Source organism: Hymenobacter ruber (genome assembly GCF_054783255.1).
This window is the reverse complement of the sequence record NZ_BAAGQX010000002.1, coordinates 903818-929177: the sequence shown is the minus strand read 5'-3', so window position 1 is coordinate 929177 and position 25360 is coordinate 903818. Positions and strand designations below refer to the sequence as shown.

At 55.8% G+C, this 25360-nt stretch carries 17 protein-coding genes; 2 read left to right on the top strand and 15 right to left on the bottom strand.

Going from position 1 to position 25360, the window contains the following annotated elements; genetic code table 11:
* The first annotated feature begins 644 nt into the window (after positions 1 to 644).
* Together ACYVM5_RS04630 and ACYVM5_RS04625 are read left to right on the top strand one after the other, a co-directional pair.
* Positions 645 to 932 (top strand): hypothetical protein, encoded by a 288-nt coding sequence (locus ACYVM5_RS04630; protein WP_460616973.1) that lies wholly within the window; start codon positions 645 to 647, stop codon positions 930 to 932.
* Positions 919 to 1380 carry a M15 family metallopeptidase gene (locus ACYVM5_RS04625; protein WP_460616972.1) on the top strand — a complete coding sequence of 154 codons (462 nt, stop codon included), beginning with the start codon at positions 919 to 921 and terminating at the stop codon, positions 1378 to 1380. The genes ACYVM5_RS04630 and ACYVM5_RS04625 overlap by 14 nt, the downstream gene beginning before the upstream one ends.
* Before the next feature lie 123 nt (positions 1381 to 1503).
* Here ACYVM5_RS04625 and ACYVM5_RS04620 read toward each other — a convergent pair whose 3' ends face one another.
* From ACYVM5_RS04620 to dnaB, 15 genes are all read right to left on the bottom strand, one after another.
* Entirely contained in the window at positions 1504 to 2037 is a 534-nt protein-coding gene (locus ACYVM5_RS04620) for a 2OG-Fe(II) oxygenase family protein (RefSeq protein WP_460616971.1), read from the bottom strand.
* A 67-nt stretch (positions 2038 to 2104) separates the two neighbouring features.
* Complete coding sequence (locus ACYVM5_RS04615) at positions 2105 to 3652, bottom strand: hypothetical protein (protein WP_460616970.1); 1548 nt, start codon at positions 3650 to 3652, stop codon at positions 2105 to 2107.
* On the bottom strand, positions 3649 to 5616 hold the full coding sequence (locus tag ACYVM5_RS04610; protein ID WP_460616969.1) for an SAP domain-containing protein: 1968 nt from the start codon (positions 5614 to 5616) through the stop codon (positions 3649 to 3651). Before ACYVM5_RS04610 ends, ACYVM5_RS04615 begins: the two co-directional genes overlap by 4 nt.
* A gap of 4 nt (positions 5617 to 5620) precedes the next feature.
* Positions 5621 to 6766, bottom strand: coding sequence for a DEAD/DEAH box helicase (locus tag ACYVM5_RS04605; protein WP_460616968.1), 1146 nt, complete (start codon positions 6764 to 6766; stop codon positions 5621 to 5623).
* Between the two features lie 34 nt (positions 6767 to 6800).
* Complete coding sequence (locus ACYVM5_RS04600) at positions 6801 to 7952, bottom strand: cysteine desulfurase family protein (RefSeq protein WP_460616967.1); 1152 nt, start codon at positions 7950 to 7952, stop codon at positions 6801 to 6803.
* A complete protein-coding gene (brxL, locus tag ACYVM5_RS04595) occupies positions 7949 to 9385 on the bottom strand; it encodes a BREX system Lon protease-like protein BrxL (protein WP_460616966.1) in 1437 nt (478 codons plus the stop codon). Before brxL ends, ACYVM5_RS04600 begins: the two co-directional genes overlap by 4 nt.
* A gap of 24 nt (positions 9386 to 9409) precedes the next feature.
* Positions 9410 to 11227 (bottom strand): hypothetical protein, encoded by a 1818-nt coding sequence (locus tag ACYVM5_RS04590; RefSeq protein ID WP_460616965.1) that lies wholly within the window; start codon positions 11225 to 11227, stop codon positions 9410 to 9412.
* Positions 11228 to 11727: 500 nt separating this feature from the next.
* The gene (locus ACYVM5_RS04585) at positions 11728 to 16041 is read right to left on the bottom strand and encodes a hypothetical protein (RefSeq protein WP_460616964.1); all 4314 of its coding nucleotides are present in this window, start codon (positions 16039 to 16041) and stop codon (positions 11728 to 11730) included.
* A 76-nt stretch (positions 16042 to 16117) separates the two neighbouring features.
* Complete coding sequence (locus ACYVM5_RS04580) at positions 16118 to 16672, bottom strand: hypothetical protein (RefSeq protein WP_460616963.1); 555 nt, start codon at positions 16670 to 16672, stop codon at positions 16118 to 16120.
* 16 nt (positions 16673 to 16688) lie between these two features.
* Complete coding sequence (locus ACYVM5_RS04575; RefSeq protein WP_460616962.1) at positions 16689 to 17558, bottom strand: hypothetical protein; 870 nt, start codon at positions 17556 to 17558, stop codon at positions 16689 to 16691.
* 33 nt (positions 17559 to 17591) lie between these two features.
* Positions 17592 to 18422 carry a phosphoadenosine phosphosulfate reductase domain-containing protein gene (locus ACYVM5_RS04570; protein ID WP_460616961.1) on the bottom strand — a complete coding sequence of 277 codons (831 nt, stop codon included), beginning with the start codon at positions 18420 to 18422 and terminating at the stop codon, positions 17592 to 17594.
* A gap of 41 nt (positions 18423 to 18463) precedes the next feature.
* Positions 18464 to 21832: a hypothetical protein gene (locus ACYVM5_RS04565; protein WP_460616960.1), complete on the bottom strand. Its 3369-nt coding sequence runs from the start codon at positions 21830 to 21832 to the stop codon at positions 18464 to 18466.
* A 5-nt stretch (positions 21833 to 21837) separates the two neighbouring features.
* A complete protein-coding gene (locus ACYVM5_RS04560) occupies positions 21838 to 22827 on the bottom strand; it encodes a DUF4007 family protein (RefSeq protein WP_460616959.1) in 990 nt (329 codons plus the stop codon).
* 435 nt (positions 22828 to 23262) lie between these two features.
* Complete coding sequence (locus ACYVM5_RS04555) at positions 23263 to 23913, bottom strand: hypothetical protein (RefSeq protein WP_460616958.1); 651 nt, start codon at positions 23911 to 23913, stop codon at positions 23263 to 23265.
* Positions 23914 to 23922: 9 nt separating this feature from the next.
* The gene (gene dnaB / locus ACYVM5_RS04550) at positions 23923 to 25356 is read right to left on the bottom strand and encodes a replicative DNA helicase (RefSeq protein WP_460616957.1); all 1434 of its coding nucleotides are present in this window, start codon (positions 25354 to 25356) and stop codon (positions 23923 to 23925) included.
* Positions 25357 to 25360: the final 4 nt, after the last annotated feature.

Sequence of the window (25360 nt, the reverse complement as noted above, 5' to 3'; positions counted from 1 at the left end):
GCGAAGCGGGCCTTGCTTCTGCCTGCGTGGCCTGAACGCAAACTTTGCTGGCGGGCGGCAGGCGTTTCGGCCTGCGGCCTGCACCTAACCCGGGGAGGCGGGCGCGCGGTTCGGGGCCTGTTTTAGGCCCGGCACTGCGGGGCCGTGGTGCGGTGGGTTGGCGCTAGGGCTGTGTCTGGAGCGGCTGGTGAAGCTTTTGTGTCGGTGCGGTGGGGAGAGGGCCGGGGCGGCGTGGAGCAGAGGAGCGGACGCCGCGTAGTGGGGTTTGGGTGGAGGTACGGAGCCCAAAACCCCGCGTAGCAAGGCAGCGACGGAGCGAAACGGCGACCGGGCCCGGGGCTTGGGTTGGTGGGGACGGACGGGCGGCACGTCCTGAAAGGCGGGCGGCATGGCCGGCGGCGGGCTGGCGGGCGTTACGGAATCAATGAGTGTCCAGGCAGTGCCGGACGCAGCAGGGATAGTAGCCAAGCCGACCAGCGGGAGGCTGCCCGCAGGGCCGCAGCGCAGCGGAGTGGCGGATAGCCCGGCCCGAAGGGGCTGCCAAAAAAAAGTGCAATGTGCAGTTAGGATAGACTTAGTTATTATGTAGCAAAATGTTACTTAAATTTGTAACTTACGTAGCATCTTTAACCATTCTTCTTCTCATGTTTAGTAGCACCAAAACCGGGCACCTTGCGCACATTCTCGCAACAGCCCTCATCGGCCAAGTAGCCAGTAACGAGCTTACGCCGCCGGACCCCGATAAAATTGAGAATTACGGGCATCTCATTATCCAGGCACTAGTGGCCATTGTCACGATTTGGGCGACGGTTCGGAAGGCGCTGCAGAAACCGGAAAACGTGGTGAGGGCTCCGGTGGTGGGGGTGGTGGCGGCTCCGGCGGCTTCGGCCGGTGATTCTACGGTTAACACGGGAACTGATGTCTCCCAATAGGATAGCCAACGGGGTGGAGCGGACGGCACCACAGCTGAGCGGCGTTCAGTTGAAGGTGCAGGCGGCCCGGCTGGGGCAGGCGGTGCCGAGCCTGGCGGCGGCGTATGCGCAGGCCTTAGCGCGGTGGCTGGGTGACCCGGTGCTGCGGCTAGCCGGGCGGCCGATTATTACGGAGTGTTACCGGAGTCCGGAGCGGCAGGATGAGTTGTACAAACAGGGGCGCAGCAAGCCGGGGCCGGTGGTGACGTACAAGCGAGGCGGCGAATCGAAGCACAACCGGTTGCCGACGCCGGCGCTGGATGTGGCCTTTGTGCTGTCGGATGGTGAGGTGTCGTGGTCGGGGTTGCTGCTGAGCAAGTTTGCGCGGCTGATGAAGGCGGCCGATGCACGGGTGCATTGGGGCGGCGACTGGCCAGAGTTTAAGGACCGGCCGCATTTTGAAGTGTAACGTAGTAATGAAAAGAGCGGGCCAGATGGCCCGCTCTTTTTGTCTTGGCTATTGTCAGTGGTTCTTACTACTAATAGGGGGCCTATACAATAGCGTAAAATGCTAGCGACTTGCGTAAGCGCACTAGAGTTTCACCTTGCGAAAGGTCAAGGAAACGCGACGTTGGCGCAGCAGACGTTGACCGTTGATAATGTCTGATTTGAGAGGTTTAATGCCATGCTGCCATTCGAAACGAGCAGTATCTTGAAGAACAACGGCACTGCCGCGCTCCAGAAGCTGGTCATAGCGCTGGCTGGGGTCAGCCAACTGCGTGAAATTCATGACGCAGGCAGACCCTAAGCTCAGCGAAACGATGGTGTCTTCGAAGCACGGGGTGCAGTCAATGTGCGGCGCAATGCCTTGACCAGGCATATATTCATTGACAATGACTTGGTCAGGCGGGCTACTAAAAATACCTTCGGCGGCAAGCTGTTGAGCGTAGTAGTCACACCAGTGAGGCAGCGGCCCTAAATACATCGAGTAGTCTATACGTCGCGACTTGTAATCATACCTGTAGCCATAGTGTTGGACGCGGCGTTTTAGGTCGTCAAGCCAAATGGCTTCGTCAAGTAAGGTAAGGAGTCGGGCTTCCAGCTTAGGAGTGATGTAGCCGGGCAAGTACCTTAGCCCTACCGGTGGAACAGAGACTATATGGTCTTGCTCCTTATGCCATGGTGCGGGGACGCTAGGTGCGGAAGGTGCTTGGTTGAAAAGTGAGTAGTTCATAATATACCTCCTCGTTGCTGGGTTCCCACTTAGTAGCCCAAGGCTTTGTTCTGTAAAATACCCTTGTTGCCCCTCTTTCTAACAGCTCAACGCCTGATAAAAGTTTTTTCCAGTTAGTATAGTTTACGTTACGGTCGTCGCGGTTAGGGTTTTGAAATACAAAATACATTGGAGCTCTGGGGCAGCGCCGTTGTAGTTCTGCGACAAACAAAGCCAAACTCTCCACTTCAAGAGAGTTGCTTGCAAACAAGTAAGAGGCACTTAAAATAGTAGGGTTGGTCAATTGCACCAAATCACCGCTTAACAGGTCGAGAGAGTCATGCCAATTGGTAAAAAAACTAAAAGTGCTTTCGGGGGCAAAAACGGGACTTCTGCTAAACGCTCTTGCCTTATCCAGCATGGCAGGAGCAATGTCTATACCCACGTAATGGGTAATTAGCGGGCTGCCAAATTCTTCTTGGTGTAGGTCAGCCAGGGCCAAGCCGGCGGTCAGGGGACCACACCCCAAATCGACAAAGACAGTCCGAGCACCAGGGCGGAGTTGCTTAGACAAAGAGCGGATGATTTTCCCCAGTACATAACGTGTCGTGAAAAAGTGCTTCCGTAAGTTCGAGTAGCAGTATAGGAGGACACGGTCAGCTGGCGATGCCTCCGGACTTACACTTCGGCAAATCTCACGGAAATCAGCGCGGCCGTATTCGAGAATTCGTTGCCGTATGACGTCTTTGTGGTAGCCAAGTGGACTCTCGTAGCGAGTACGTGGGTCTTTGTCGATAGGCTGTGTGATATGCTCATCAAACGTGGCAAGAATTTGCGCAGTGGGGAGTAGTGGGTGGTCTGCAGTGACGGGAACCCCATTCTCAACCGAAAGCGGAACAGTTTCAAAAGAAAGGTTAGTTACCGAATCCTGAACAACAGGATGGGCTAGAAATGGAAAACGCTTTTGATTATCATCCGATAAAAAAAGGGCTTGAAATTCAGTCAGCGCATTTGGATAGTTAGTTGAGAGTTGTTCAGAGGCAATGCGCCAATAGTCCAAAACGACTTGAATAACAGGTGCACTATAGTCTGTCTCATCTTCATGAGTGGCACCGTTCAGTTGTTGCATCACGGGCTCGAAGACGGCAGTATAACCAGTGATGGCATTGGAGATACGGCGAAATTTCCTGCCAGCTGTAAGACGCTTTTTTATTGAAGAATCAGGGATGTAACTCAACATCGTGCCGATGTTGCCCCATCCACCACTATGCTCGAAAGCAGTGGCGAATAAAAGCAGCAGGGTATTGATTTTTGCTGGAAGTACACCAGACGCTTGCGCACTCTTAAACGCACTGCTATCTATTAGAGAATGGAAAGCGGCATCCAGCTTTTGGTGGCTTTCAAGCGTTGAAACGTCAGTTACCAGAAGACATAAGCTGATTAGCTGCTCATTGGTAGTGATAGCAGCATTTAGTTCGTCAGGGGTTTTCTGAGCCGCAAGCAGGGTTGATAGTTCGTCTAATGTCATTTCTTCCAAAAGGACGATTTGCCCTGAGTTGATGTGGTCCCGCTATTTTGGCTGCTGCCGCGAGTTATTCGCATGAGACTAAGCAGAACATCGCGTTGCTCAGTAGTAAGCGAACTTATGATTTGTGCAAGCACCTCGACAGGAAGCGTAACTTGATTGGGTCGCAGTTGGTCCAATGCAGCGATAAGTGAATCGCCAACAGGTACTGTTCCGTTTGGGTAGGCTGCTCTTAAGATGGAAATGGTTGAAGGCGATGAGCTCTGGAGCGATTGAGATTGGCTATGCTGAACAGGGTTAGATTGGATTAGCTCAACCCGTGGCTCAACCCGTGGCTCACCCCGTGTCTCAAGGCGTGGCACCATTTCGTCGCGGAAGACGGGTACCCCAAACACTTTTGATATAGGGTTACGATTGGTCCCCGCAATCGATACACTCTCCTTACTACTCACGGCTTTTGTAAGCTCTAAGAAAGCCAAATCATTATTGCCAGTGTTGTTTGTAAGAGCAAATTGAAAGCAACACTCGACGATAGCACGGTCAAGCGGGCGTTCTATGCTAAAGTGCAGCCGACCGTAACGTTGGGCAAGTTGATGAAATGGCGAATCAGGCAAGAATTCATACGCTGCATTTTCGTCTTGGCGTGGCATACGCTCGTAGCCGTAATACAGGCCTAGCATTGCTAAAAGAGGGCCTAGCTCAGTCGCTCGAAAGCGGGCTTTACGTAGAAAATTAAGAGCAACTTGCTTATCAGTGTTGGTTCGTTCGCGGTTAGAGTACCGGCCAAGTAAAACCAACGAAACAAACGGAATGTCAAGGCCGCCGTCCTGGTCGCCGACCGTATTAGGCTGGTTAAATGAGCGAATAGCATCCTGAGGAGTTGTTTGGCCAGATTGCGTCAACGCTTCAAAGGTTTTGAAGGCGTTACGTAGCGGGACTGGGTCGACACCCGCTGGCAAGCTGGAACCAATGCTTTTTATATGCTCGGCAGCCCAGGCATAAGTAGGGGTTTCGTTATCGTAAATTGCTGCGACTGTTTCGAAAAACAGCCGGCGGCTGGGAGATAATTCGTTATCAGCGTTTGGAGTACTGCGTCTGAGCAGATAATTGAAAAGTCCGGTTCGCTCCGTGGCTTGTTTTGGTGCTGCCTCATTCAGCAAGTGTAGCGCTGCAAGTGCATCGTTGGGGTACTCTTGAATGGATGTATTCTTTGCAGCTAGAACAGTAGAACTATTGCGTAGGTACGCAAACAACCCTAAAATGCGGTCATATTTGGCCAGAACGTTATTCCAGGGGATAGGCTGAGAATCAGTAATGAGCGTGTTTGATTCTGAGGGGGATTGGTCAGTTTCAAACTCGGGCTGATTGAGCCTAGCAACACTGTCTGATATAACTCCAGTTAACTGAGCTGGCGCAAAATAGTCTTTGAATGTATTTGCATTAGCTAAAAACCGCGTTCTGGCCTTCTCTCCATGAAAGAGAAGTTTCTTGATGCGCGAAATGGGTAGTGGCTCGGGATATAGAAATACGTCGTGAAATGGTCGCAGCTTGATTTCATCAATGGGCTGTAGGAATAACTCAACCAGTACATCGGATTCCTCCAAATAGTCGATGCTGCCTGGTGCAAGCACTAAATAGCCGGGGCACTTTGTAAGCAGGTCTGGTTGGCGTATCCTCTTAATATCTTCGTCAAGTTCAAGCGCCAAGGGATAGAAAACGCCGCGTTTAAAGTAACGACCAATGTTATCAACAGGAAGCTGCAAGAAAAGAGTTTGGCCGCTGCTTATACTATTACTACTATCCAGACTAGGCGCAGGAAACAATGTTGGGTCTTCCTTCGCAGTGTAATGCCCGGCATCCTCAAGGCGCTTCTGTATCTCTCCTTTTCTTCCAGATGTATCTAAGCCATGCTTGCGAGCTTGGGCACGAAGGTCATCTATGCTAACAAAAGTGCTGGTCTTTGCCATGTTTTTAGAAGGGTAAATCGTTTTCCTCCGTCAATTGCGGAATTAGCTGATGAGTGTATGACGTAGCACGGAAGCTCAGCAGGCAGTAGGGAGGCTTATCACCGCGATAGGTTAGGTACAAGTTCTGCGTGGCACGAGTACAACCTACGTAGCAATGTTCAGGATTGAAGAAGTTTCCAACAGATGGCCGTAATCGCTCAGCATGAGGCATAATAACGGTTTGGAACTCTAATCCTTTTGCTGACTTATAAGTAGTTACCACTATGCTCTCCACGTTGGCGAGCGTTGTCCTTTTGTCCCTCCAATCCAGTTTAGAATGATATTTGGTATGCCGTAGATTATGTTGTTTCAGGGACTCAGAAAAACTATCGACTTGAGCAATGTTTTCGAACAGAACAGCTATGTTCTCGCCAGTGTGTTGCTCCAGCAGGTTAAGTATTGTTTTGATTTCGTCGGCAGTTTGGATAACCTCTGGCAAACGTCCCTTGCCCTTTGGCATTGAGTCGAGTAAAAGAGCTCCATTGGCGAAAGGCATGTGCGGGACGAACTGCCTGGCAAAATCATAGATTTCGAAGAAGTTGCGGTAATTGTACTGCAACTCTACATCGTGGATGTCATGAGTTTGGCTTATTATTTCCTCTATCTCGGCGGCTGTTGTTCCTTCAGGGTGAACCTTTTGGCCGGTATCTGCGCCAATGGTCAGGCGGTCAGTAATAGCAAACAATGGTTGAAAAACGTTGCTTGGCAAATCTTGAGCTTCGTCGATTATTATCTCATAGTATCGTTCACCTTGGGCACTGAGTAACTCTGTAAGCTGCTCTACGCTAGCGTTAAAATCAAGCTTCATCTCAGACTTTCTTTGCCCACTCCATGAGTCAAATGTGTTTATGCTCAGTCTCATATCTACCGGAACGCTGTTTCGTAAGCTGGTTACAAGTAGATTCTGAAAGGTCAGTAGCAAAACCTTCTTATCAGGCTGATTGTGCAGAAAAACAGCCCTAAGGAGCGAAATTGTTGTCTTGCCACTACCAGGCCGACCAGTTACGAATAACTGGTCATCGCCGTCGTAGCGAATGGCGTGCATCATCTGCTTGCCATTCAGGGAGCGGGTTATTTCTTCCTCGCTGACGGTGTTGAAAACAAAGGCCATATTGTTCAGGTAGTTTTTTTCGAATGAGACCTGCTTAGGGAAGCACAAGGTCAACTAATTTGGTGACTTGTCGCGACAAATCTGTAGCGGCCTGCGCTGCCTCCTGCGATGTAGTAAACCGCCCTAGCCCTACGCGCACAGTAGCGCGAGCATCGTCACGCGAAAGGCCAATGGCGAGCAGTGTTGGGGATGGCTCTACGGTGCCAGCATCGCAGGCAGAGCCCGTGCTGAGCGCTAATGAGGGCAAGCGAGCGAGTAAGGCATCAGCTTCGATACCAGGGAAGGTTAGGCTGGTGTTATGAGGGAGCCTGTCTTGGGGATTACCGTTACGGCGGGCTCCAGGAAAAGCTGTGAGAACAGCTTCTTCGAACTCATCGCGCAGTGTGCTTAAACGGGTACTTTCTTCTGGCAATAGCTCAGCGCAGCGCATGCAAGCGGCGCCGAGGCCGACAATTCCGGGTACATTGAGGGTGCCGGCACGCCAGCCTCGTTCCTGGCCGCCACCGTAGCCGAGAGGTTCTATCTGAGTGCGGCGGGGGTGGCGGATAATTAGAGCTCCAATGCCTTGGGGACCGTAGAGTTTATGGCCACTAAGGGAAAGCATATCGACTCCCCAAGCCATTATATCAACTGAAATTTTACCGACAGCTTGGGCAGCGTCGGTGTGCATGATGGCGCCGGCGGCGTGGGCGAGCTGGGCAAGCTCGGCGATGGGCTGGATAGTACCAATCTCACCGTTGGCGGCGTGAATAGAAACCAGGAGAGTATCAGTAGTAATGGCTTCGGCAGCAGCAGCCAGATTAATGATGCCGTGCTGGTCTACTGGTAATGTTACTACTTCAAATCCTTCGCGGGCTAGTTGCTTGGCGGGATTGGTGACAGCCTTGTGCTCGATAGCGGAGATGACAATACGGCGACGGGTAGAATTTGCTCGGGCTGCACGGGCGTAGCCGAGAAGAGCCAAGTTGTTGGCCTCAGTAGCGCCGCTAGTGAAAATAACCTCGCCAGGTTGGGACCCTACTAGGCTGGCGACTTGCTCGCGGGCGACCTGCACGGCATCGGCGGCGCGGGAACCGGCAAAGTGAGCTGAGGACGGATTGCCAAACTGCGCCGTGAAGTAGGGCAGCATGGCCTCCACAACGAGGGGGTCGCAGGGAGTGGTAGCGTGGTGGTCAAGGTAAATCATTGGGCCGGGGCAGGTTGGGCGGCGGATTCCAAGGTAATAAGCTTGTCAAACTTGCCTCGGTATTCTCCGTCGAGGGCATAGAGTTGGTCCCAAATGCCTTGGCGGAGCTTAATAGCAGGCTGCACACAATAGGTATCGAAGTCAGCCTCGGATGCTTCACCGTGCGGGAACTGAAGCTTCATAAAGCCGCTGGCAAGCGCGCGGACACTCTCTTCATTGCGGCGGTATGCTCGCCCTCCAAGCTGGACGTGCTCACTGCAATAAGAGTCAGCGGATAAGTCATCACGTAAGGCGATGAGTATGTTGCCAAAGTAGTCGGCTTTAAGTCCACTAGCTTGGGCGAAACTGCCACTGGTCAGTTTGGGCAGTTCCCAGCCGGGAATGAGGCCCTTAATTCGGTCAATAAAAGCTGTTTCTTGTAAAAAAGCGGGTAATTCGCTGATGAGCGGATATTTCACCGGGCGAAGTTGCTCATCGAGGGTAATGTTGGCTAGCAGAACGAAGCCGGCATCTGCTGGAATTTCATGTAGGCCACCGCGGGTGATAAGGCCGTTGGCCAAATAGCCTTTTAGGCCCCCGACAATTTGGGCGGGGTCTTCGAATTTGGCTGTTTGTACTTCATCGAGTACGACTACTGCGTACCGCGCTAACAGGCCAGGAAGGCCATTGGCATTGTTGACGAAAAGCACAGCGGGGGACACCGTACCACCGCTGAGCAGTCGGACACGAGGAGACACGTTCTCATAAATGTAGCTCTTGCCCGTGCCTTTCGGCGCTAACTCCATCAAATGCATGTTTTTCTGCACCAGGGGAAGCAAACGAGCAAGCATGAGAGTTTGCTCTGCCTCGGAATAGGCGGAGGGGTTGTAGCCCATGGACTGCAACAGCAAGGTGCGCCATTCGAGGAGTGAGAAGCTGCGGCGGGCTTCTTTCCAAAGGCTCAAACTAACCTTGGCCTGCAAGGGCTCGAAGCTTGTAATGGTGATGCCCTCAGAAACGTGCAGCAGCTCGGTGATGCCCCACATGCCGTGGTGGAGTAGGTCGGGGTTGGCTTCGAGCAGCGCATCGGAGATGTGCGCGTCGAAAATACCGATGTTGGGTAGTTTAGCTACCCGGTCTTTGCGTTTGCGGTCGAGGTATACGTCGACTTGCACCGGAGTAATGACCTTAACGGGGTTGCCCTGCTGTAATCGATGCATGAGCAGGTTGCGCTCGTCGGGTCGGGGCACACGGCCTGTCGCCCACTCTTGTACCTTCTGCGCGTCTTCAAGCGACAAAGGCCCAGGACCTGGCACAATTTTGCTCAGCACCCATTCTGCTACGTAGCCAGGTAGGCCTTGGCTTGTGAGTTTGGATGCCGGCAGTCGCCGTTTGTCGATAACTAGATTGCCAAACACCTCCACGGCTTTGGCTTCGAGGGAAGTAGTATCCACGATAATCAGCGGTGAACGGTTAATTTAAAAATTCAAGTCAAGGTCAGGGGCACTCTCGAAATCTTCACTGGTAAACAGTACTACAATGTCTGAGTACGTGAACTGTCGGCCTTCAGCATCTTGAAGTACCAGGCGGGCCCGCAACTGAGTAGTTTGCGCGGGCGTAGGCCAAGACTCGAGGAAAAAAGCGTGAGTATGATTAGCAGTAGCTGGAAGGCTTTGGTTGGCCAGAGAAACAGTCGCAGCAAAGTCGGCGGAGTCATTCAGGTCAAGCGAAACGAGCATGTAGGCCTGAGGTGTAGGGTTGACCAGGGTTATAGTGGCTTGGCCCCGCCGACGCGCCAGGCCATGCCCAGTGAGTCGGGCAGTGAGTGGTAAAGCAGGAGCCACTCGCTCAACCACCAACCATGGTACAACTACCTCTTCTGGCCACAGGCCGCCGTGCGGAAAGAGCAAGGTGCCGGTAGAATCAGTGTTGTTGGTGCGGAAGGAGTCTTCGCCCCGCACTGCTGCAGCCCAGTGCGGTAGGCCGAAAGCTTCAGGTTCAAGCCAAGCCAAATCTGGGCGGCTACGGTCAGTTGGCAATGGGGCGGACTTACCATTGGTAGGGTAGGCTGCTCTGCCATGGCTCTCGAAGCCAGTAGGGACGGCAACTGTGCGGGCACTAGTGCCCAGTTGACGGCCATGGTCGGTGCTTACTACTATACGGAAGGGAAGCGTAATTGGCACAGCCTGTGCGGCAGCAGAGAGTTGTTGGGCTAGTACCTTCAGCAGCTGTGAAACGCGCTGCTGAATGGTGGAGCGGTCGAACTGAGCATGGTATGCACTATCAGGGTCGGGCGGTGTCCAGATAAACAGGTCGCCTGGCTGGGCATCTCGCAGGTGGTCGGCGGGGTTAAGATGTCCGGCAATAAGTCGCTCGCGGCGAATGTCGTTAGGACGAGCATGAGACAAGCCCCGAGCCGTAGTGCTGTTGAGAAGAGGTTTTTTGGTTAGTGAAGTAATAGTCGGTAGCAAACCCAAGCAAGCTTTGGATTTTGGGACGTCTAGGCGTCCAGCTGAGGCAGTGTGCAAATGCTCAGCCAAGGCTTGGGCATCGAGCCAGCCCAACCCATCGGGGACTACCCAGAGTGTTACCTCGCGAGTGCGGGCAAAGCGTAAACCTTCCGCTTGCTGAATGTGCAATAAACCTGTATTAGAGCCAACAAGCAGGGCTGGGTAGTTGGTCAGTATCCAGTCCTCAAATTGGCCGGCTAGGGTAGCAATGCGAGCAGTGGGCACAGCTGGCGGCGTAGAGAAATCACTCTGCCAGCGACGGTATGGTAAGTATTGAGTAGTAGCCCAGCTTAATACTGCTGCCGGCGAGGCCGTAATTGGTAAGTCAGTAGGCTCTGTGGGGGGTAATGCACTCTGCAGCGCCAGTGCCTGGGGAGTAGAGCCAAGCAGAGGCAGTAGGTCGCACAGGTGTTCTGGGCGCAGCAAATGCGGCCGGGCTAGTAAAAAGTCAGCATATTGAAGGGCTGCTAGTTCGCGCAAGGGCAGCGGCAAACTAGCTGAGCCACGTTCGCGCCACCAAACGCCCAGCTGCTTTATTAGCTCGTCAGCGGATAGATGGGTTTGGTTGAGGTCTGTAAGCTGTTGCTCGTGCAGGGTGCGGGCTTGGACTAGGTAGGCTGGCGGTATATTCAGAGGGAATGAACCAACCGTTTGATTAGGGTTGAAGCCGCCGAGGGGAGGGCGTTCGAATCCCAGCCAGACCTGCAATATGGTGCGGGCGGCCGATGAGTCAATAGGGAATAATGAGGCGGTATCAGCCGACACCCATGTAGCAAGTTGCTGCATGAGTAGCGGGACGTGATGAACGGGCCAGGGCTGGGTTTGGTCAGCGCTCCAAAGAAGCCAATGAGCTCCTAAGACCACACGGGCAGAAGGCGACGCTGGTTGGCTAGACCAGCTAATATTGGGGCTTTGGCGTGAGCTAAAATTGGGATAAAGCGACTGCAGCACCTCCGGCAATGGCCACGGAGCTGGGCGGCTAACCCATCCGGGACCTAGTTCACTTAGTACAAGGCGAGCAGCGCTGGAGCTGAGTGTAGGGCAGGTATCTATTAAGTATTCGGTAGGAGAATGAAGCGTTTGACATTTGCCCCCGCGGCCGCGCCACCAACGCTCTGCCCAGGCGCACAGGCTAGGACCGGTAACCACAACGGGTGGCAGGGTAAGGTCATTGGCAGCTAAGTCTACGGCAAATCGCAACCAAGCCGCCTCCGTACTGAGCCTGCGGTGGCTGGCTGGCAGTGGTGCGTCGCCGATGGGGTCAAGAAGTAATGGGCTGAACATTGCTAAACAGCAGTGGTAGATGCTACTTCCGCTCCATTGCGAACAGATGCAGTAATATCAGTTTCAGTTTGAGCTAAGCGTATTTGGAGGCGTTGTAAGCACTCAAGGCGGATGGATGGGTCCGTAATTTGATTGAATACCATGTCTTCCACTTGGCTGGCCACAGATTTATTAATTACCGTGCGGACCGTTTTGCGGAGATTATTAAGCTGACTGACATGTTCCTTAGGAAGGAATGGACTATCCTGGTCTAGCTCTTTGATGAGCTGTACAGCGTCGTATTCGGGCTCCTGACAACGGGCTGCTTGACGTTGTAAATCGGCCACGGCTTTGTCGATTTGCTGTTGCAGTTTGGCGGTGGCTGTGTCGCGGGCCGAAGTGGCCAAAGCCTGCTGTTCAGCAGAAAGGCCTGGGAGGGCAGCTAGCTTGTCATAGGATGTGAGTAGCTTTTGTAACTCGGAATGGGTCCGGGGAGCTTCTTCTTTGAGTTTGGCTAGCTTATCAAAAAATTTCTTGAGATTGTCGCGCTGGGCCGAAATGGCACTTAATGTCTCATTCTCGGGGGTGTCGAGGTAGCGGAAGCTGTTCTGGTCGAGTGTGGTTTTGAATTCGTTCAGACCCTTGCTGGTCAATTGACCACTCAGTTTAGCTTGCCAGCTGACAAGGTCTTTTTCAGCCTTTTCAATGGCGGTTTGCAGCGTTTCTTGGTGCCTAGCTAGCTTGGTACGGGTGTCTTCATGGCCAGGAGCGTAGTCTGCAGCGGCAGTGGCTAGTTCGCGTAGCTGGGCTAGACTTTGGATATTTTTGATGTTATCGAACCGGCTGAGAAAGGGGATGTCCTGGTCTTTTGCTAGCAGGTCGTTCTTAGCCTTCTCAATTTTCCGTTTGGATTGCTCTACCACATCCATCAAATCGTACTCTTTGGCCTTTTCCAACTCCGTACGAATGGTGTCGAGCTTAGATTTTTGCAGCTCGTAGTGTGCGATTGACGTTAGGCGAGCCAAATCGTCGCAAAGCTTCTCGGCTACGTCACGCATTCGGTTGCGGGTTTGCTCAGTCAGAGCTGGCAGGTCAGCTTCAGCAGCGGGCCGGACGCTACCTAGGCGCTCAGTGCTGGGTAGGTGCAGCTTGTAGCTCAAGGCAAGCTTTAGCCCCATCATACCGGCAGCAGGTGTAGTGAGTAGCTGCTCCGCCATTTTTTGCATGCCTACCTCAAATTCGGCAGCAGCAGCAATGTCGCTGGCTAATTGTTGGACTGCCTTGGCTGCGTTCTCTTTCAACCGCTGTTCGGCCACAGGGTCGGCTGCATACTGCTCGAGTTCAGCTACAACTGACTGAGCTTCTTCCAGGGTATAGCGATTCTTCGCTTTGACCTGTTGCACCAAGGTGTTGATGCGGCCTTGAATCTGGGTTTCATCGCGGCGACTAATTTGAACGTCGAGACGGCATAGGGTTTCAATAGCCTTGCGAGGGTCAGCACCATCTAAGAGCCAGTCGCCTAAGCGCAGGGCGCGGCCGTTGGCTGCATAGGTAAACAGGTGCTGATGGTGACTACCATACCAGCCACAAAACACTAAGCTGAGGGTATTATAGTCAAGGCCATAAGGTGGGTTGAGCAGTTTCCCGAGCAGCGGCCGCAGAGGTACTTTTTCGCTAGCGCGGGGCACTGTAGTTTCTAACAGGTTGTACGCTTCGCGTACTGAGTTTAGCTGTGGCTCCCCTACTCGTTTCGAGCCGTCGACAAATCCCCAGTTAGTAGTGCCACCGACACTTAGGTACCGGTTAAACAGCTCTTGTGCTACTGGAAATGCTGGCGCAGCTTTTTCCCAGCCATCAAATGAGCCTTCGGCTAAGTAACCGCAGCCCATGCGCACGGCCTTCACCATGTTGCGGTTATTGTCTTTGTACTGCTGGAAGAAGGGCGGTACGTAGCGGTAAGCCGCACGGTAGCAAGCCATGAGCGTTTCGGAAACATTATCCGGCCGCGCACTGAGTTCGACAGCGGCGCGATAAGGACGTGGTACGATAACGCGCTGCAGCCCTTGTTTCTCGGCGGCATCAAGAAGCTTTTGTACTTCGGAGTCGAAGCTAGCGCGGGCTTCACCATAGCTCTGCTGGCCAAGCTGTTCTTGCTTATCTTTTTTCCAACTGTGTAGCACTCGTTGGCCCACTAGCTTTCGCACAAGTTCCGTTTGAGAATTGGCGGGAATTATTATTAAAACTGGGGGAATGGTATCACCCAATTCTTCAGCTAGTTCGTTTAGGGTGCGCTCGGCATTCTCACGGACCCACTGTAATTCGTGCTCGTCTGCAGCTAGAGGCGAAATAATATAGCCCCGGAAGGGAGCGCGCAGATTATTGGTTTGTTCATCCCACCCATAGGTCTGCACAATTTTGCGAAGTGCTTCAGTGCTCCAGAGGCTAACTGGCAACAGGGTGATGTGCGCCCGCCAATCGAACTGATGAGAAGCAAACGAAATTTCTCGGTACCGGTAGTAGTCAAGCCCGTTTAACCAAGAGCCTAGCTCTTCACGCAATTTGTCAGAATTACTGATAATAGCGTTGGTCTCCTTTTCGAGCTGTTCGTAAACCTCTTTGCCATTCTGGCCTGAGGGCCAAAAAGTATAGGCTTGGCGACTCTCATCGTGCCGAATGTAGCGGCGATTGTGCAGGGTATCGAGTAGTTCGGCGCACTCAGCAGTGGGACGGCCAGACAGTGCAGCAATATTTTGCGCGAACTCACCTGGACGCACTTTCAAATCCAGAACCTCGTGAAGAAATAAGGCTTGGAGAACTTCACGCCAAGAGTCGGGAGCTTCGCCACCAATCAAGTGGAGGGCGTCGCTGAACTGTCGCCAGCGCAAGGGGTCTTCGGCTAGAACTTCGCCCAGGCCCTGTACCAGGCGGGTGGCCGGAATGAAATTTAGCTGTTGGTCGGTAGGACGAACGGCGGGCTGGTCGGCGGCAGCTTGTACAGCTTCGACTACGAAGCTGAGTACAGAGCGGGCATTGTCGGTGGCCGGCAGCTTAACCGAGCACATAATGGCAGTGGCAACCGGGTGAAGCGGAAAGCAGCCTTTGACTAGCACCTCCTGAATTCGTTCTTCGTCCCAGTTCAACTTGGGGGTGTAGCGCTCGGGGAAAAGACGCTGAACTTGGTCGGCTGCGTCGGTGGACTGGCTGAACAAATCGTCGTCCTGCATTAACTCATTCCACGCATCCTCGTCTTGCTGGAGGTAGGCATCGAGCACGTCCTCCATCGGGGCATAGAGAAACAACTCGTCTTTGGGGTCGAGGCGAGTCATTTCGCGAATAAGCGCACCGGTATCGTCTATGTGACCACCTCCAGCCAGTATTTTATCTTTGAGGAGCGTAGTAGCATGGGGGCTTTGCTGGGCAAAAGCCAACAACACTGCTTTGCCCTTGCGGTTGTAAATGCCGTCGAGGAAGCGTTGTAGGGGGGCACCGTGCTGGGTGCGGTAGGTGCCGGCGTAAGAGTTGACGAAGAGGGAAAATTCGTCGAACAGCACCAATAGTCCAGCGAAGGGCTTGTCGGCGCCGCAGTATGTGTCGCATACCAGCTCGATGGCCTGACCGGGGTCGGCGGTGCGACCGAAATTGGGCACAACGTGGCGTACCTCAAGGAGCAGGTCGTGTAGAAGGTCGTAATGCGTGTCATCGCGGGCATCGAGGCTGCGCGAAAGGCTGTCGAGGTCGAGGGAGTGAGCAGCCAAAAAATCATTGGCCTGCGCTAGTTCGGGGCCTTTGATAGTGCCCAGGATGCGCTTGGCTTCCTCGAACCAAAGCCCAAGGGTTGCGGTAGCCGTGGCGGGGTGTTGATGGAGGGCTGCTTCCAACCCCGTTACAACTGCTTGGGCTAAATTCTCGCGGCGGTCGCCGCGCAGGCGCAGGATGAGGAAGGGCTGCCGGCCGGCTTTGAAGTTGGCGAATCGCTCGGCGGACTGGCCCGTACAGCGGGCATATTTTGCCAGCACGTTTTGGGCTTCGGTTGAGTCGGCGGGCTGGCCGAAGTAGTTGGCCAGGGCCACGGCTAGGTGGGTTTTGCCCTGACCATAGGTAGCTCGGACTACCAGCTCGTTGAGGTTGGATTCTTTTAGAAACGCCTCCATCGTCTGGTTCAAAATCTGACCCGATGATACGAAGCCCTTGGGGGCATCTTTCGTCCAGATGAAGCTGCGGGTGAGCTTCTCGTTGCGAACGGGGTCGGTAGTGAACCAATCGAGCTGGACGGCCCGCTCAAGGGCTAAATCGTCGTCGTGTTGGGTAAGGGCACCAAGAGTAAGGGTAGCTGACATAAGCGCTGCTGGACGTGGGATAAACGAATGAGGGAGCGTAGAAAGAAAAGCCTGCTGCAATAGCCTGACAGACCGACTAACCTGGCCAGACCGCCCCGCGGCCGGCGTGTTGCCAACGGCTCAGCTCGGGTGGGCCATAGGAGGCAAAGGCACTGGGCAGAGCTAGCACCAGGCGGCGGTGGGGAGGGCCTTCGAGCAACTGCCCCCAGGCCAAGGCACTCTCGGCGGGAGGTAGGCGCGTAAGCAGGAGGTCGAGGCCGGTGAGCAGTAACCCAACTCCAGCTTGGGGATGAGTAGCAGTTTGGTCGATGAGGCGCAGGAGGTCGGCGGCGCGGGTGAGGCCGACGAAAGCGGCGGTGGGTCCAAGGGGAGCCAGCAGGGCCTGAGCGAGGTTTACTTCGTGCAACCCGAGCGGCGCAGCGAGACGGCCCAGACCGCTGCCGGGGTTGGGAACGAGTAGGACTCCGGTTTGTACACGGCCTTGTATAGTGCCAGGCAGTAGCTCGCGCAGCCGAGCCGTGGGACCGGCAATGGGAAGCGCAGCTACGGGGGCTTCTCGCCAGAGGTATTCGTTGTCGTCGTCGTCGTCGGTAGTGTCGAACGCGGCGGGTAAGTTAGCGGAAGTGGACATGGAAAGGCTGACGAGGCTAAGCGTTGGTAGGATAGAGGTGCTTTTGCCACACGTCGGCCGGTGAATCCCAGAGGCGGAAAACTTGGTAAGGGGGCACACGGCGCTGCACGCGCACGAGGCCGAGTTTTTCGACTTGGCCCAGTAGCGGCCCTAGGCGGCCTTCGGCTAGCAATAGCCGAGCTAGCGGACCAGCGGTGAGTTCGGCAAGTAGCACATCGGCCCGGCCAGGGTGGTTATGCTCCCAATAGTCGGCTAGTAAGCAGGCGAAGGTGGCCGGGGTTGGCAGTGCAGGGTCTTGTACTTGGTATGTGTTGGCTGCTGTAGCCTGAAGCAAACCAAGATTAGCTAAGCCCTCTTCCTTGGAATATGTACCTAGAAAGGCCTTAACGGTCCCGCTAAGCGTTTTATCTGCAGGTATTTTACCGGTTTTGTCTAAAGATAAATCAACCAGGCTCTTAGTTACAATGTCTGTTGCCTTGTCACCTTCTTTGGTCAGATTGATTTGAGTATCGGGTATGAAACAATTATCGACTAGGCAAAACCAAAAATTGGGCTTTTGACGATGAGGAGCTGAGATAAAATAATGCATAGCCCACTGTGTCTCTTTTTTAGAGAGTGTCAAGTCATGCTCTATTGCCAATTCGCCAAAAAGTGTTAGCCTTTTTTTGTTATCGAGTAAGCCCATTCTTTCCGCATACCTAGGCATTGCTTCAACTTGAATCGTGCCAAGTGAAGTATTAGCATGAATGCTAATTTTAGAACCTTTACTGCCTTCAGCAATTGCGGTTAGAACCGAGCCTACCCCGCTTCGTGATAAAGAAAAAGTTCGGTGAAATGACAAGCTCAGGCTGTCATCAGTAGTATCAATGATAGATTCTGATTGCATTACACGCCTTTTTAGGGTACATCAATAGTTATTCTACAAATGGCAAATCAGGCAACCATCTTCGCCATCATCGTCGTCACTCAGGATATCTAATAGATTGGCGGGTACGAAATTATTTTGACGCTCCAAACGCTTCTGATGGTCCGCTTTGATTTGCGCCATGCGCTCAGGCTGTTCCAGCTCATTTAAGCTTTCACGCTGGTTCCAAGTAAAACGAGTGCCCGTTTCTTCGTCGAAACGCTCAAATGTTTTTGATTTTTCAAATAAATCTGGGTGGCGCTCTTTCAATCCGACCCACTCATTTCGCTGCTGATAGAAGCAGAAATAGCAACCGGAGCGCGAACGCCACTCATAATATTTAGGCAACCCCAAGCCGCTGTCATCCAGAATTTGCATTACCTCATCATAGCCTAATCCATCATCCTTGAATGGCAGAATGGGTATGATGTTGGTCTTGCTGGAGATATAGCCTGAGCGGTTCTCATCCGCACGGATTCCGACATAGGAGTATACTAAATCGTCACCTACAAAAGCCTCGAAGGGCTTTATTTTGAGCAAATCAGTGCACCAACGCTGACGACCAGAGGGCAGGAACCCACTACGGATATCTAAATGATGCTGAAATGGTCTGTCAGGATTAAGCCGGTCAATTTTCCTGCCTAGTTGAGCTTCAAGCAGAGCTAAGTAATCGTAGGTTTCAGGGAGTTCTTCGCCAGTATCAGCAAAGGCATACTCCATTTCTGGCACCTTATCGCGCATATAAAGCGCTAGGGCGGTAGAGTCCTTGCCACCTGAGAGGCAGAGGATGTGGCGCACCTTGGCTCCTTCGGGGTGGCGGGGGCCGGTATAGTTGGGTAGGTTCACGGGGCGAGGCGATTTAAGGATAAGGGAGCGGCACCAGCGGCTTACTGGGCCGGTTCGTCTTCGAGGGCGTCGAGCCATTCGAGAACAGCGGCCCGCACAAGGTGGGCGGGCGGGCGGGGACCGGTGGCGGGGCGGGCTATTTGGTCGAACTGCACTACTAGTTGCTTCACCTGCTTTTGTTCGGTCCGCGAAACGCGGGGACGGGCCGGAGCTGCTGCGGCCCCATCGCCATTCCACGCCGCTTGCAGCGCCGCGCCGAAGGGCGCAGCGTAGCTGGGGAAGTTGGCAAGGTCGGAATCACGCCAGAGGTTGGGCGGCCGATTGGCGACGAGGGCCAGCACGCGGTCAAGGTCGGCAACGGGGTCGGCCGTATCGGTGAAGCGGCTGACGAAGGGACCGAGGAAGGGCGGCAGGGTGAGGGCCGGCAGCGTTTGAATGCGCTGGTGCAGGGTGAGCCAGCCTTCGGAGCTGGCGGGCAAGCCGCAAGCCAGAAGCAGGTGGTCACGCGCTTGGTCGCGAGCGGCGGGATAGGCGGCGGCCCATGCTTGCAGCGCCTCGTTGAGCTGGGTGAAAAATTGCTCGATGCGCACTGGGTCGGGTGCGGCATCGGCAGACCACGGCGGCAGATTGAGCGCAATCGGGGTAGCCTGAAAAAGCACGTATTCAGGGGCACGAGCCTGTTGGAAGGCATCGCGCAGGGCACGGGCCGAGGGTGGCAGGTGGCGAGTTTGTTGGGTGTATTCGGGAAGGCCGTCTTGCATGCGAAGCAAGCGGCGCACTACGGGACCAAGTTGAGGCCGTACGCCGGTTGCTTGAGCGATGCGCTCGACGATGGCCAGGCGGGCTCCGGCAACTCGGGAGTCGGCAATGGCGAACATATCGGGCCGGCGAAGCAGCAGTTCCCAATCTGCTTCCTTCTCATCGGCTAGAAACAGCCCCTCGCGGTAGAGCGAAGTGTCACCTTCGCGGACACGGCGAAAAACGGCCAGGAGCACCGGCAGCACCCCGTCGGAAATGCCGTAGGGAGCAGCGCGCAAGTGTTCGTAAAGGGTAGGTAGGGCCAGTGGCTCGGCGGCTTGAAACACCAGGCGTTCGATGGCTTCCCACACCGGTACCAGATTGTAGGGGTCGGGGGCGGCAGGGGCACGCCAAGCCCAGGTGCCAGTGTTGGTGAGGTGGTGCAAGCCGGTGGCGAACAGCACCGAGGCATACATGGCGTATTCGGGAGGGTAGCCAGTGAAGCCCAGGCGCTCTTGGTCGCCGTGAGTAAGCATGGCTTTGACGAGGGCCCCACGGGCAGCGGCGCCCGCCGAAGAGAGACTACGGCGGTTGAGAATTTCGTTGCGCAACGTGGGGGTGCGGTCAAAGGTGCGGTCGGCCAGCAGCGAGAGCTGGCGGCTGAACGCACGAGCATCAACTAATTCTTGGGTCTCACCCTGCCAATACCACGTAGCAGCCAAACCAGCGATTTCGGGAGAAGCGGTAGCAGGTGATGCCTCACCGCCGAGAGCGGGGCCAAACAGGCGGCTCCACTCGGTGCGGAATTGAGATTCAGCTTCGTGGCGACGAAGCTCGAGCTCGCGGCGGCCAGCGCGGTCACCGGCCAGGGCCTGCACGGTATCGGAGACAACGCGGGCAGCTGCAAGGTGGTAAGCGGTATCGCGCAGGGCCTCGGTTTCGAGGGCTACGGCAATAAGTAAGTTGGGCTGGCGTAGGCGCTGGGCTTCCTGCTCGGCCAGGGCGCGGGCCAGAGGGTCGGGGGCTAGACAGAGTAATACCGCTAAATCAGCAGGCCGGTCGAGGGCACGGGCTACCAACTGGTCGGGGCGTAGCACTTCCACGCCCACCGGGCGCAAGGTGCCCGTGCGGAACGAGTGGCGGCGAGCAACAAAGCGCGGCAGCGGAAACAAAGTGGGGTCGCCGGTGGCGGCTAGTAGCACATCACCGGCTAGGCCGGCCCGTGCGGTAGTTAGCTCGGCTTCAATATCCACGTCGCCGGCTTCCCAGAGGCGGTAGCTGTCGCGGGCGCGGCTGAAGACGACCAGCGAGCGGCTGACCAACTCCTCAAGCGCGGTGGAAACTTCCGTGCCTAACGCGGCGGCCAATACCGTGGGTGAGGCCTTGAGACGGGAATCGCGCAGCCAGGTGAGCAGCGCAATGCACTTGAGGGCGCGAGCAGCCAGCGGGCTAACGGCGGGCTCCTTGTTCATGGCCTGGGCAACCAACTCCACGGCTTCAAGCCAGGGGCGAGCGGTAGGGCCGGTGTAATGAGCCAACAAAACGTCGCGGCCGTAGTCAAATAGACCGTCGAGCGGAAAGAAAGCAGGGTCGGCGGGGTCGTATGCTTGCTCGCGAAGGAAGCGACCTAATGCGCCGTTTTCCTGGCCTTCGAGGAAGTTGAAAACGCTGCGGTGGCTTTGGCCCGCCCGCCGAAAGAGGGCAGGCACGGCTAGTAGCGACACCGGGTGCAACGGATATGCTGCACGAGCCAGTTTCTCGAAGCGGCTGGCCAGTCCGATGGGTAGCATCTGACTTTGTGGGTCGAGTACAGGTGCTAGCTGGGCGGAGAATGTGCCGTTGAGGTGCAGGCTTGAGTCGTGACGTAGGGCACGGCCGATGAGGTCCATACGCTCCACATCGGAGGGAAAGAGCGGGAGCTGGCGGAATCGTTGGGCAATTTTCGCCCACTCAGCTTGTTGAGTGCGCCCGAGGCGGCCAGCGTAGGCTTCGGCGTTCTGGTGCAATACCGTAATTACCCACAGCGGCGCGGTTTGGGGCGCACGGGCAGCAGCTTCGGCTAGCTCTTGCAAGGCGAATATGTCGCCAGCTTGGGGGTGGTTGGCAGCGTATTCAAGAAACTTGCCAGCTTCGTCGACCAGCAGCAGAATGCCCGTGTGGTGGCCGGCGGTAGCTACAGCTTGAGCAGCTGCCAAATAGGCGTTGGCTAGGTTGCGAGGTGTGGGCTTTAGCTCAGCTAGGAGCAAGGCTCCGGGTATAGTGGGCGCACCTGGGGCCGTTTCGATAGCGTGGCGTAGAGCTAACACCAAAGCTGGGCCCAGAGCAGCGCGCGAGCCCACAACTGGTACGGGCAGCAACTGAGGTACGGCCGCCAGCTTGGCAGGCAACTTGACTGCTTGCTTGAATTTGGGCTCTGATACTAGACGAGCCAGGAAGGTGACGAAGGCACTTTTGCCCGCACCGTAGGGGCCAATGAGCGATAAGGCGCGGTCGGTAGGCGTATGCTGGGCACGCAGCACGCCCTGGAGCGCTTCGAGGGCCGAAGGCGTGAGGAAGTAGTTATCTGGAGTGGTAGCGCGGGTGGCTAGGTCGCGCTCCAAGTGAACCGAGCGGCCGAAACGAGGCCGCACGGAAACGATGTCAGCAAGCGTGAGTTGGGTAGCGGAGGACATGAAAACTAAGCAACAGGCACAGCGGCGTAATGAAGACGCAACAGAGCGGCGGGGGAAAGGGGATGGGCGGTGGTTTGAACCACCTGGCGCACAAGGGGGGTGTCTTCAAAGCGAAGAGCTCCAGCGGTGAGGGTTTCGAGCTGGTCGAGGTAGGCCAGCGTTGAATCCTCGTCTAGCTTGAACACCATGCCCGGTGAGCCTTCGGCGTGGGCAATGTCGCGGGCAGCGATGGTGGTGCTACCGGGGTATTTCCAGTCCCAGAAGAGCCGGAGCGCCCAGGCGAAAATGCTGGCGGGGAGGCTGGGTTTGGGGCCGATGACAAAGGTGTATTGCTGCTGGCCACCGAAGCCGGCTCGGAGTAGGCCTAATTCGCGCAAGGGGCAATCAAGGCCATCCTCGGCGTTTTGGCTGCGTTCCGGGGTAGTAGGAGCCACGTAGGTTTGCAAAAACACACTTACGTCGCGCTCAATGGTTTCCTGAGAAGATGTTTTGGCACTATTGGCGCGAGCCATGGTTTGTACGGCCGTAACCAAGGCGGTGCTGGTCCATTCCCAATCCCGAAACACATTAAATGCAAAAGCCCAGGTATAGGCTTGTGAGCCGGGACCGCAGAGGTTCCAATGCAGCAGCCAGAGGGTAGCAGGGTCTTCGAGGTAGGGGTCGGCGCCGTCGTCGGTGAGCAACATGGCTCCTAGCTCAGTAGGGAACAAGTCGCCCCCGCGTGCAGAGACTGTATCAGCAAGCTTGGTGGCTAAAAGCCAATGGCGGATGCCGGCGACCATGTTTTTGCCTACGCCCAGTTTCACGAGGGCGTCTTCATCGGCGAAGATGTGGGCATTGGTAAGCAGTTCGTCAAGGCCTTTTTTGAGCCAGGCAGAGCGCAGGGCAAATGTTTGGTGCCCGGCGAAGCTGGGTGGGCTGGGTAGCAAGGTTTGGGCAACCGTAGCGGCATCGAACAGCTCAGAAAGGGTGGTAGCGGGGAGCTGAGGGGACATATATAGAAGCTGGCAAAATAAGCCTTGGAAAAGGCATGGCAATTCAGCTTGAAAGGTCGGCAAGGAAAGTGAGATTTGCTACGATTTAGTTACGGATGGCACTAAATACAATAGCAAGCGCACGCCAGGAAAAGCGCCATAAGCCGTGATAAATAATAGGTTATTCTTGACTGTATACATCCATGCTAGACGATTTGGGGAGCGAGGTCTTTTATTTCTTTTCTCACTGCAGTAGCAGACTGAAAAGACCATACAAGTGCGCCAAACCAGGAGGAGAATGAATACGTGGGCACTATAACACTAAGGGCAGCAGTTCATGAGACATTGATGCAAGAACTGCTGCCCTTCCAGTGGGATTCTGTGGGAGCATTAAAGAGGAAGGAGTATGGAATTATTGGGCACTTTGATGGAGCCGTTCTACCAAAGCAGAGCAACTCAACTCATTTGCTGAGTATGCACAAAATCAGGGCAATTAGCCTCAAACACGGCGCGGGCAAAGCCGGCGGGCGTAGCTGAGCGCAGGTTGGCGCGGTTCTTTGAAGCAGGGAGGTTGTGCATTTTGGAGCCGAGGATGGGCACTACGGCCTTGGACTCGGGTAACTGGAAGCCGCCGCCGGTCCATAGGCAGGTGCGCTTAGTGTAGGCTTCGCTCAGCTGGCGCTCGGCTGGCAGGTAGCCAGCGTAGTCGCAGGGGTCGAAACGGAAGTCCGGAGGGCGCCAATAGGTGCTGACGGTGCTCACTGGGTTCTCGATGAAGTAGGGAGCCTGGCACCAGGCGGCGAGACGGGCGGACCACTCGAACAGCTGCAGGGCCTTGATGACGCTGCCGAGACCTTTGCGGCGGAAGTGCCCGCTGCCGGAAACGGCGGTGTCTGTACAAGGCGGGAAGAAGGCGGCGAAAGCTACGGGGCCGTAGGGTGGCAGCCACTCGCGCACGTCGATGCCGACGCGAATGATGTTGCCCTCGCGGGTTTCGCCGGACGGGTGCTGCAGGTCGACGCAGTAGCAGAGGTAGCCGGCATCGGCCCACGGCTGAACGAGCGTGGTGGTGAGGTCGAAGCAGCTGATGACGATGGGGGTAGGCATGAGGGCCGGTTAGAAAGTGGGTTGGTCGAATTGCGAGGCGGGTAGTGGGCGGAGGCCAATGGGGTGTAAGTCGCTGAATACACCCCGGCGGAGGTTGCAGGCAGCTATTACCTCATCGGTGGCGCCGTTGCGGTGTTTAGCTATGTCGAACAGGATGGTGTCGGCGGTGCCAGTGCCGTCTTCGTACTCGGCGATGTTGTAGTATTCGCCTCGCCAGAGGAAGACGATGCAGTCGGCGTCCTGCTCCAGGCTGCCGGACTCGCGGAGGTCGGAGAGCATGGGGCGTTTGTCGCCGCCGCGTTTTTCCACGTCGCGGGAAAGTTGGGAAAGGGCGATGACGGAGGCGTTAAGCTCCTTGGCCAGTTCTTTGAGGCCGCGGCTGATGCTGCCTACTTCCTGTTCGCGGTTGCCTTTGGTGTCGCCACGCATGAGCTGGATGTAGTCCACGAACACCAGGCTCAGCGGGTGCTGGGCGTGGAGGCGGGCGCACTTGGCGCGCAGCTGCTGGATGCTCAGGCCGGGTGTGTCGTCGAGGTGGAGGCGGTGGCCGTGGGTGTGAAGGCGCTGCGCTTGGTGCCGGATGTGGGCTACTTGCTCCAAGCCGCCGGGGAGGTTGCCGCGGCGTAGGTCGGAATTGCTGTAGCCGGGGACTTCGCTGGCCACCATGCGCTGCATAAGTTGCAGGGTGGGCATTTCGAGGCTAAAAATGGCGGTGTGCTGGCCGTGGTCGAGGGCGGCGGTGCGGGCGAAATGCAGCAGGGCGGCGGTTTTGCCCATCGCGGGGCGGGCGGCCAGGATAATCAGGTCGCCGGGCTGCCAGCCACCGGTGAGGCCGTCGAGTTGGGTGAGGCCGGTAGGGACACCCGTGAGGCCGCGTTGCTGCACGGCCTGGGCCAAGCGGTCGAACGTGGGGTCGAAAGCGGCAGCAGCCGTTTGGCCGGGGCGGGTTTCTAGCGTTCGGTTGAGGCTGGTGAGATGAGTTTGAGCGGTGGCCAGCAGTTCCAGCGGGTCGCGGGTGTCGTCGTAGGCGTAGGTGGCCAACTCGGTGCCGGCGCGGATGATGACGCGGCGGGCATGTTGCTCCTGGAGTAGGCGGCAATGCGTTTCGAAGTGGGCGGCCGAGTTGATTTTGCTGGTGAGGCCAGCCACGAAGCCGGGGCCACCGGTGCGCTCGAGCGTGCCGCGGTGGCGCAGCTGCCGGGTGACGGTGAGAATGTCTGCGTGGTCACCGACTTGCACCAGGTCGCGGATGGCCAGGTACACCTGCTGGTGGGCAGTGGAGTAAAATACCTGCTCGTCGGGCAGGGTGGCCAGTAGGGTGCGTTGGGCATGGGCTTCAAGCAGGGCGGCACCGAGCACGGCAGCTTCCAGGTCGAGGGCCTGCGGTGGCAAGTAGCCGGGCTTTTGGGGCGCGGCGTAACGGTGGATTGTGGTTGAGGACATTGGG

What these genes read in the sequence shown, in the direction of transcription:
- ACYVM5_RS04630 (WP_460616973.1), top strand. Translation starts at nt 645, where the DNA reads ATGTTTAGTAGCACCAAAACCGGGCACCTTGCGCACATTCTCGCAACA.
- ACYVM5_RS04625 (WP_460616972.1), top strand. Translation starts at nt 919, where the DNA reads ATGTCTCCCAATAGGATAGCCAACGGGGTGGAGCGGACGGCACCACAG.
- ACYVM5_RS04615 (WP_460616970.1), bottom strand. Translation starts at nt 3,652, where the DNA reads ATGACATTAGACGAACTATCAACCCTGCTTGCGGCTCAGAAAACCCCT.
- ACYVM5_RS04610 (WP_460616969.1), bottom strand. Translation starts at nt 5,616, where the DNA reads ATGGCAAAGACCAGCACTTTTGTTAGCATAGATGACCTTCGTGCCCAA.
- ACYVM5_RS04605 (WP_460616968.1), bottom strand. Translation starts at nt 6,766, where the DNA reads ATGGCCTTTGTTTTCAACACCGTCAGCGAGGAAGAAATAACCCGCTCC.
- ACYVM5_RS04600 (WP_460616967.1), bottom strand. Translation starts at nt 7,952, where the DNA reads ATGATTTACCTTGACCACCACGCTACCACTCCCTGCGACCCCCTCGTT.
- ACYVM5_RS04590 (WP_460616965.1), bottom strand. Translation starts at nt 11,227, where the DNA reads ATGCAGCAACTTGCTACATGGGTGTCGGCTGATACCGCCTCATTATTC.
- ACYVM5_RS04585 (WP_460616964.1), bottom strand. Translation starts at nt 16,041, where the DNA reads ATGTCAGCTACCCTTACTCTTGGTGCCCTTACCCAACACGACGACGAT.
- ACYVM5_RS04580 (WP_460616963.1), bottom strand. Translation starts at nt 16,672, where the DNA reads ATGTCCACTTCCGCTAACTTACCCGCCGCGTTCGACACTACCGACGAC.
- ACYVM5_RS04575 (WP_460616962.1), bottom strand. Translation starts at nt 17,558, where the DNA reads ATGCAATCAGAATCTATCATTGATACTACTGATGACAGCCTGAGCTTG.
- ACYVM5_RS04565 (WP_460616960.1), bottom strand. Translation starts at nt 21,832, where the DNA reads ATGTCCTCCGCTACCCAACTCACGCTTGCTGACATCGTTTCCGTGCGG.
- ACYVM5_RS04560 (WP_460616959.1), bottom strand. Translation starts at nt 22,827, where the DNA reads ATGTCCCCTCAGCTCCCCGCTACCACCCTTTCTGAGCTGTTCGATGCC.
- ACYVM5_RS04555 (WP_460616958.1), bottom strand. Translation starts at nt 23,913, where the DNA reads ATGCCTACCCCCATCGTCATCAGCTGCTTCGACCTCACCACCACGCTC.
- dnaB (WP_460616957.1), bottom strand. Translation starts at nt 25,356, where the DNA reads ATGTCCTCAACCACAATCCACCGTTACGCCGCGCCCCAAAAGCCCGGC.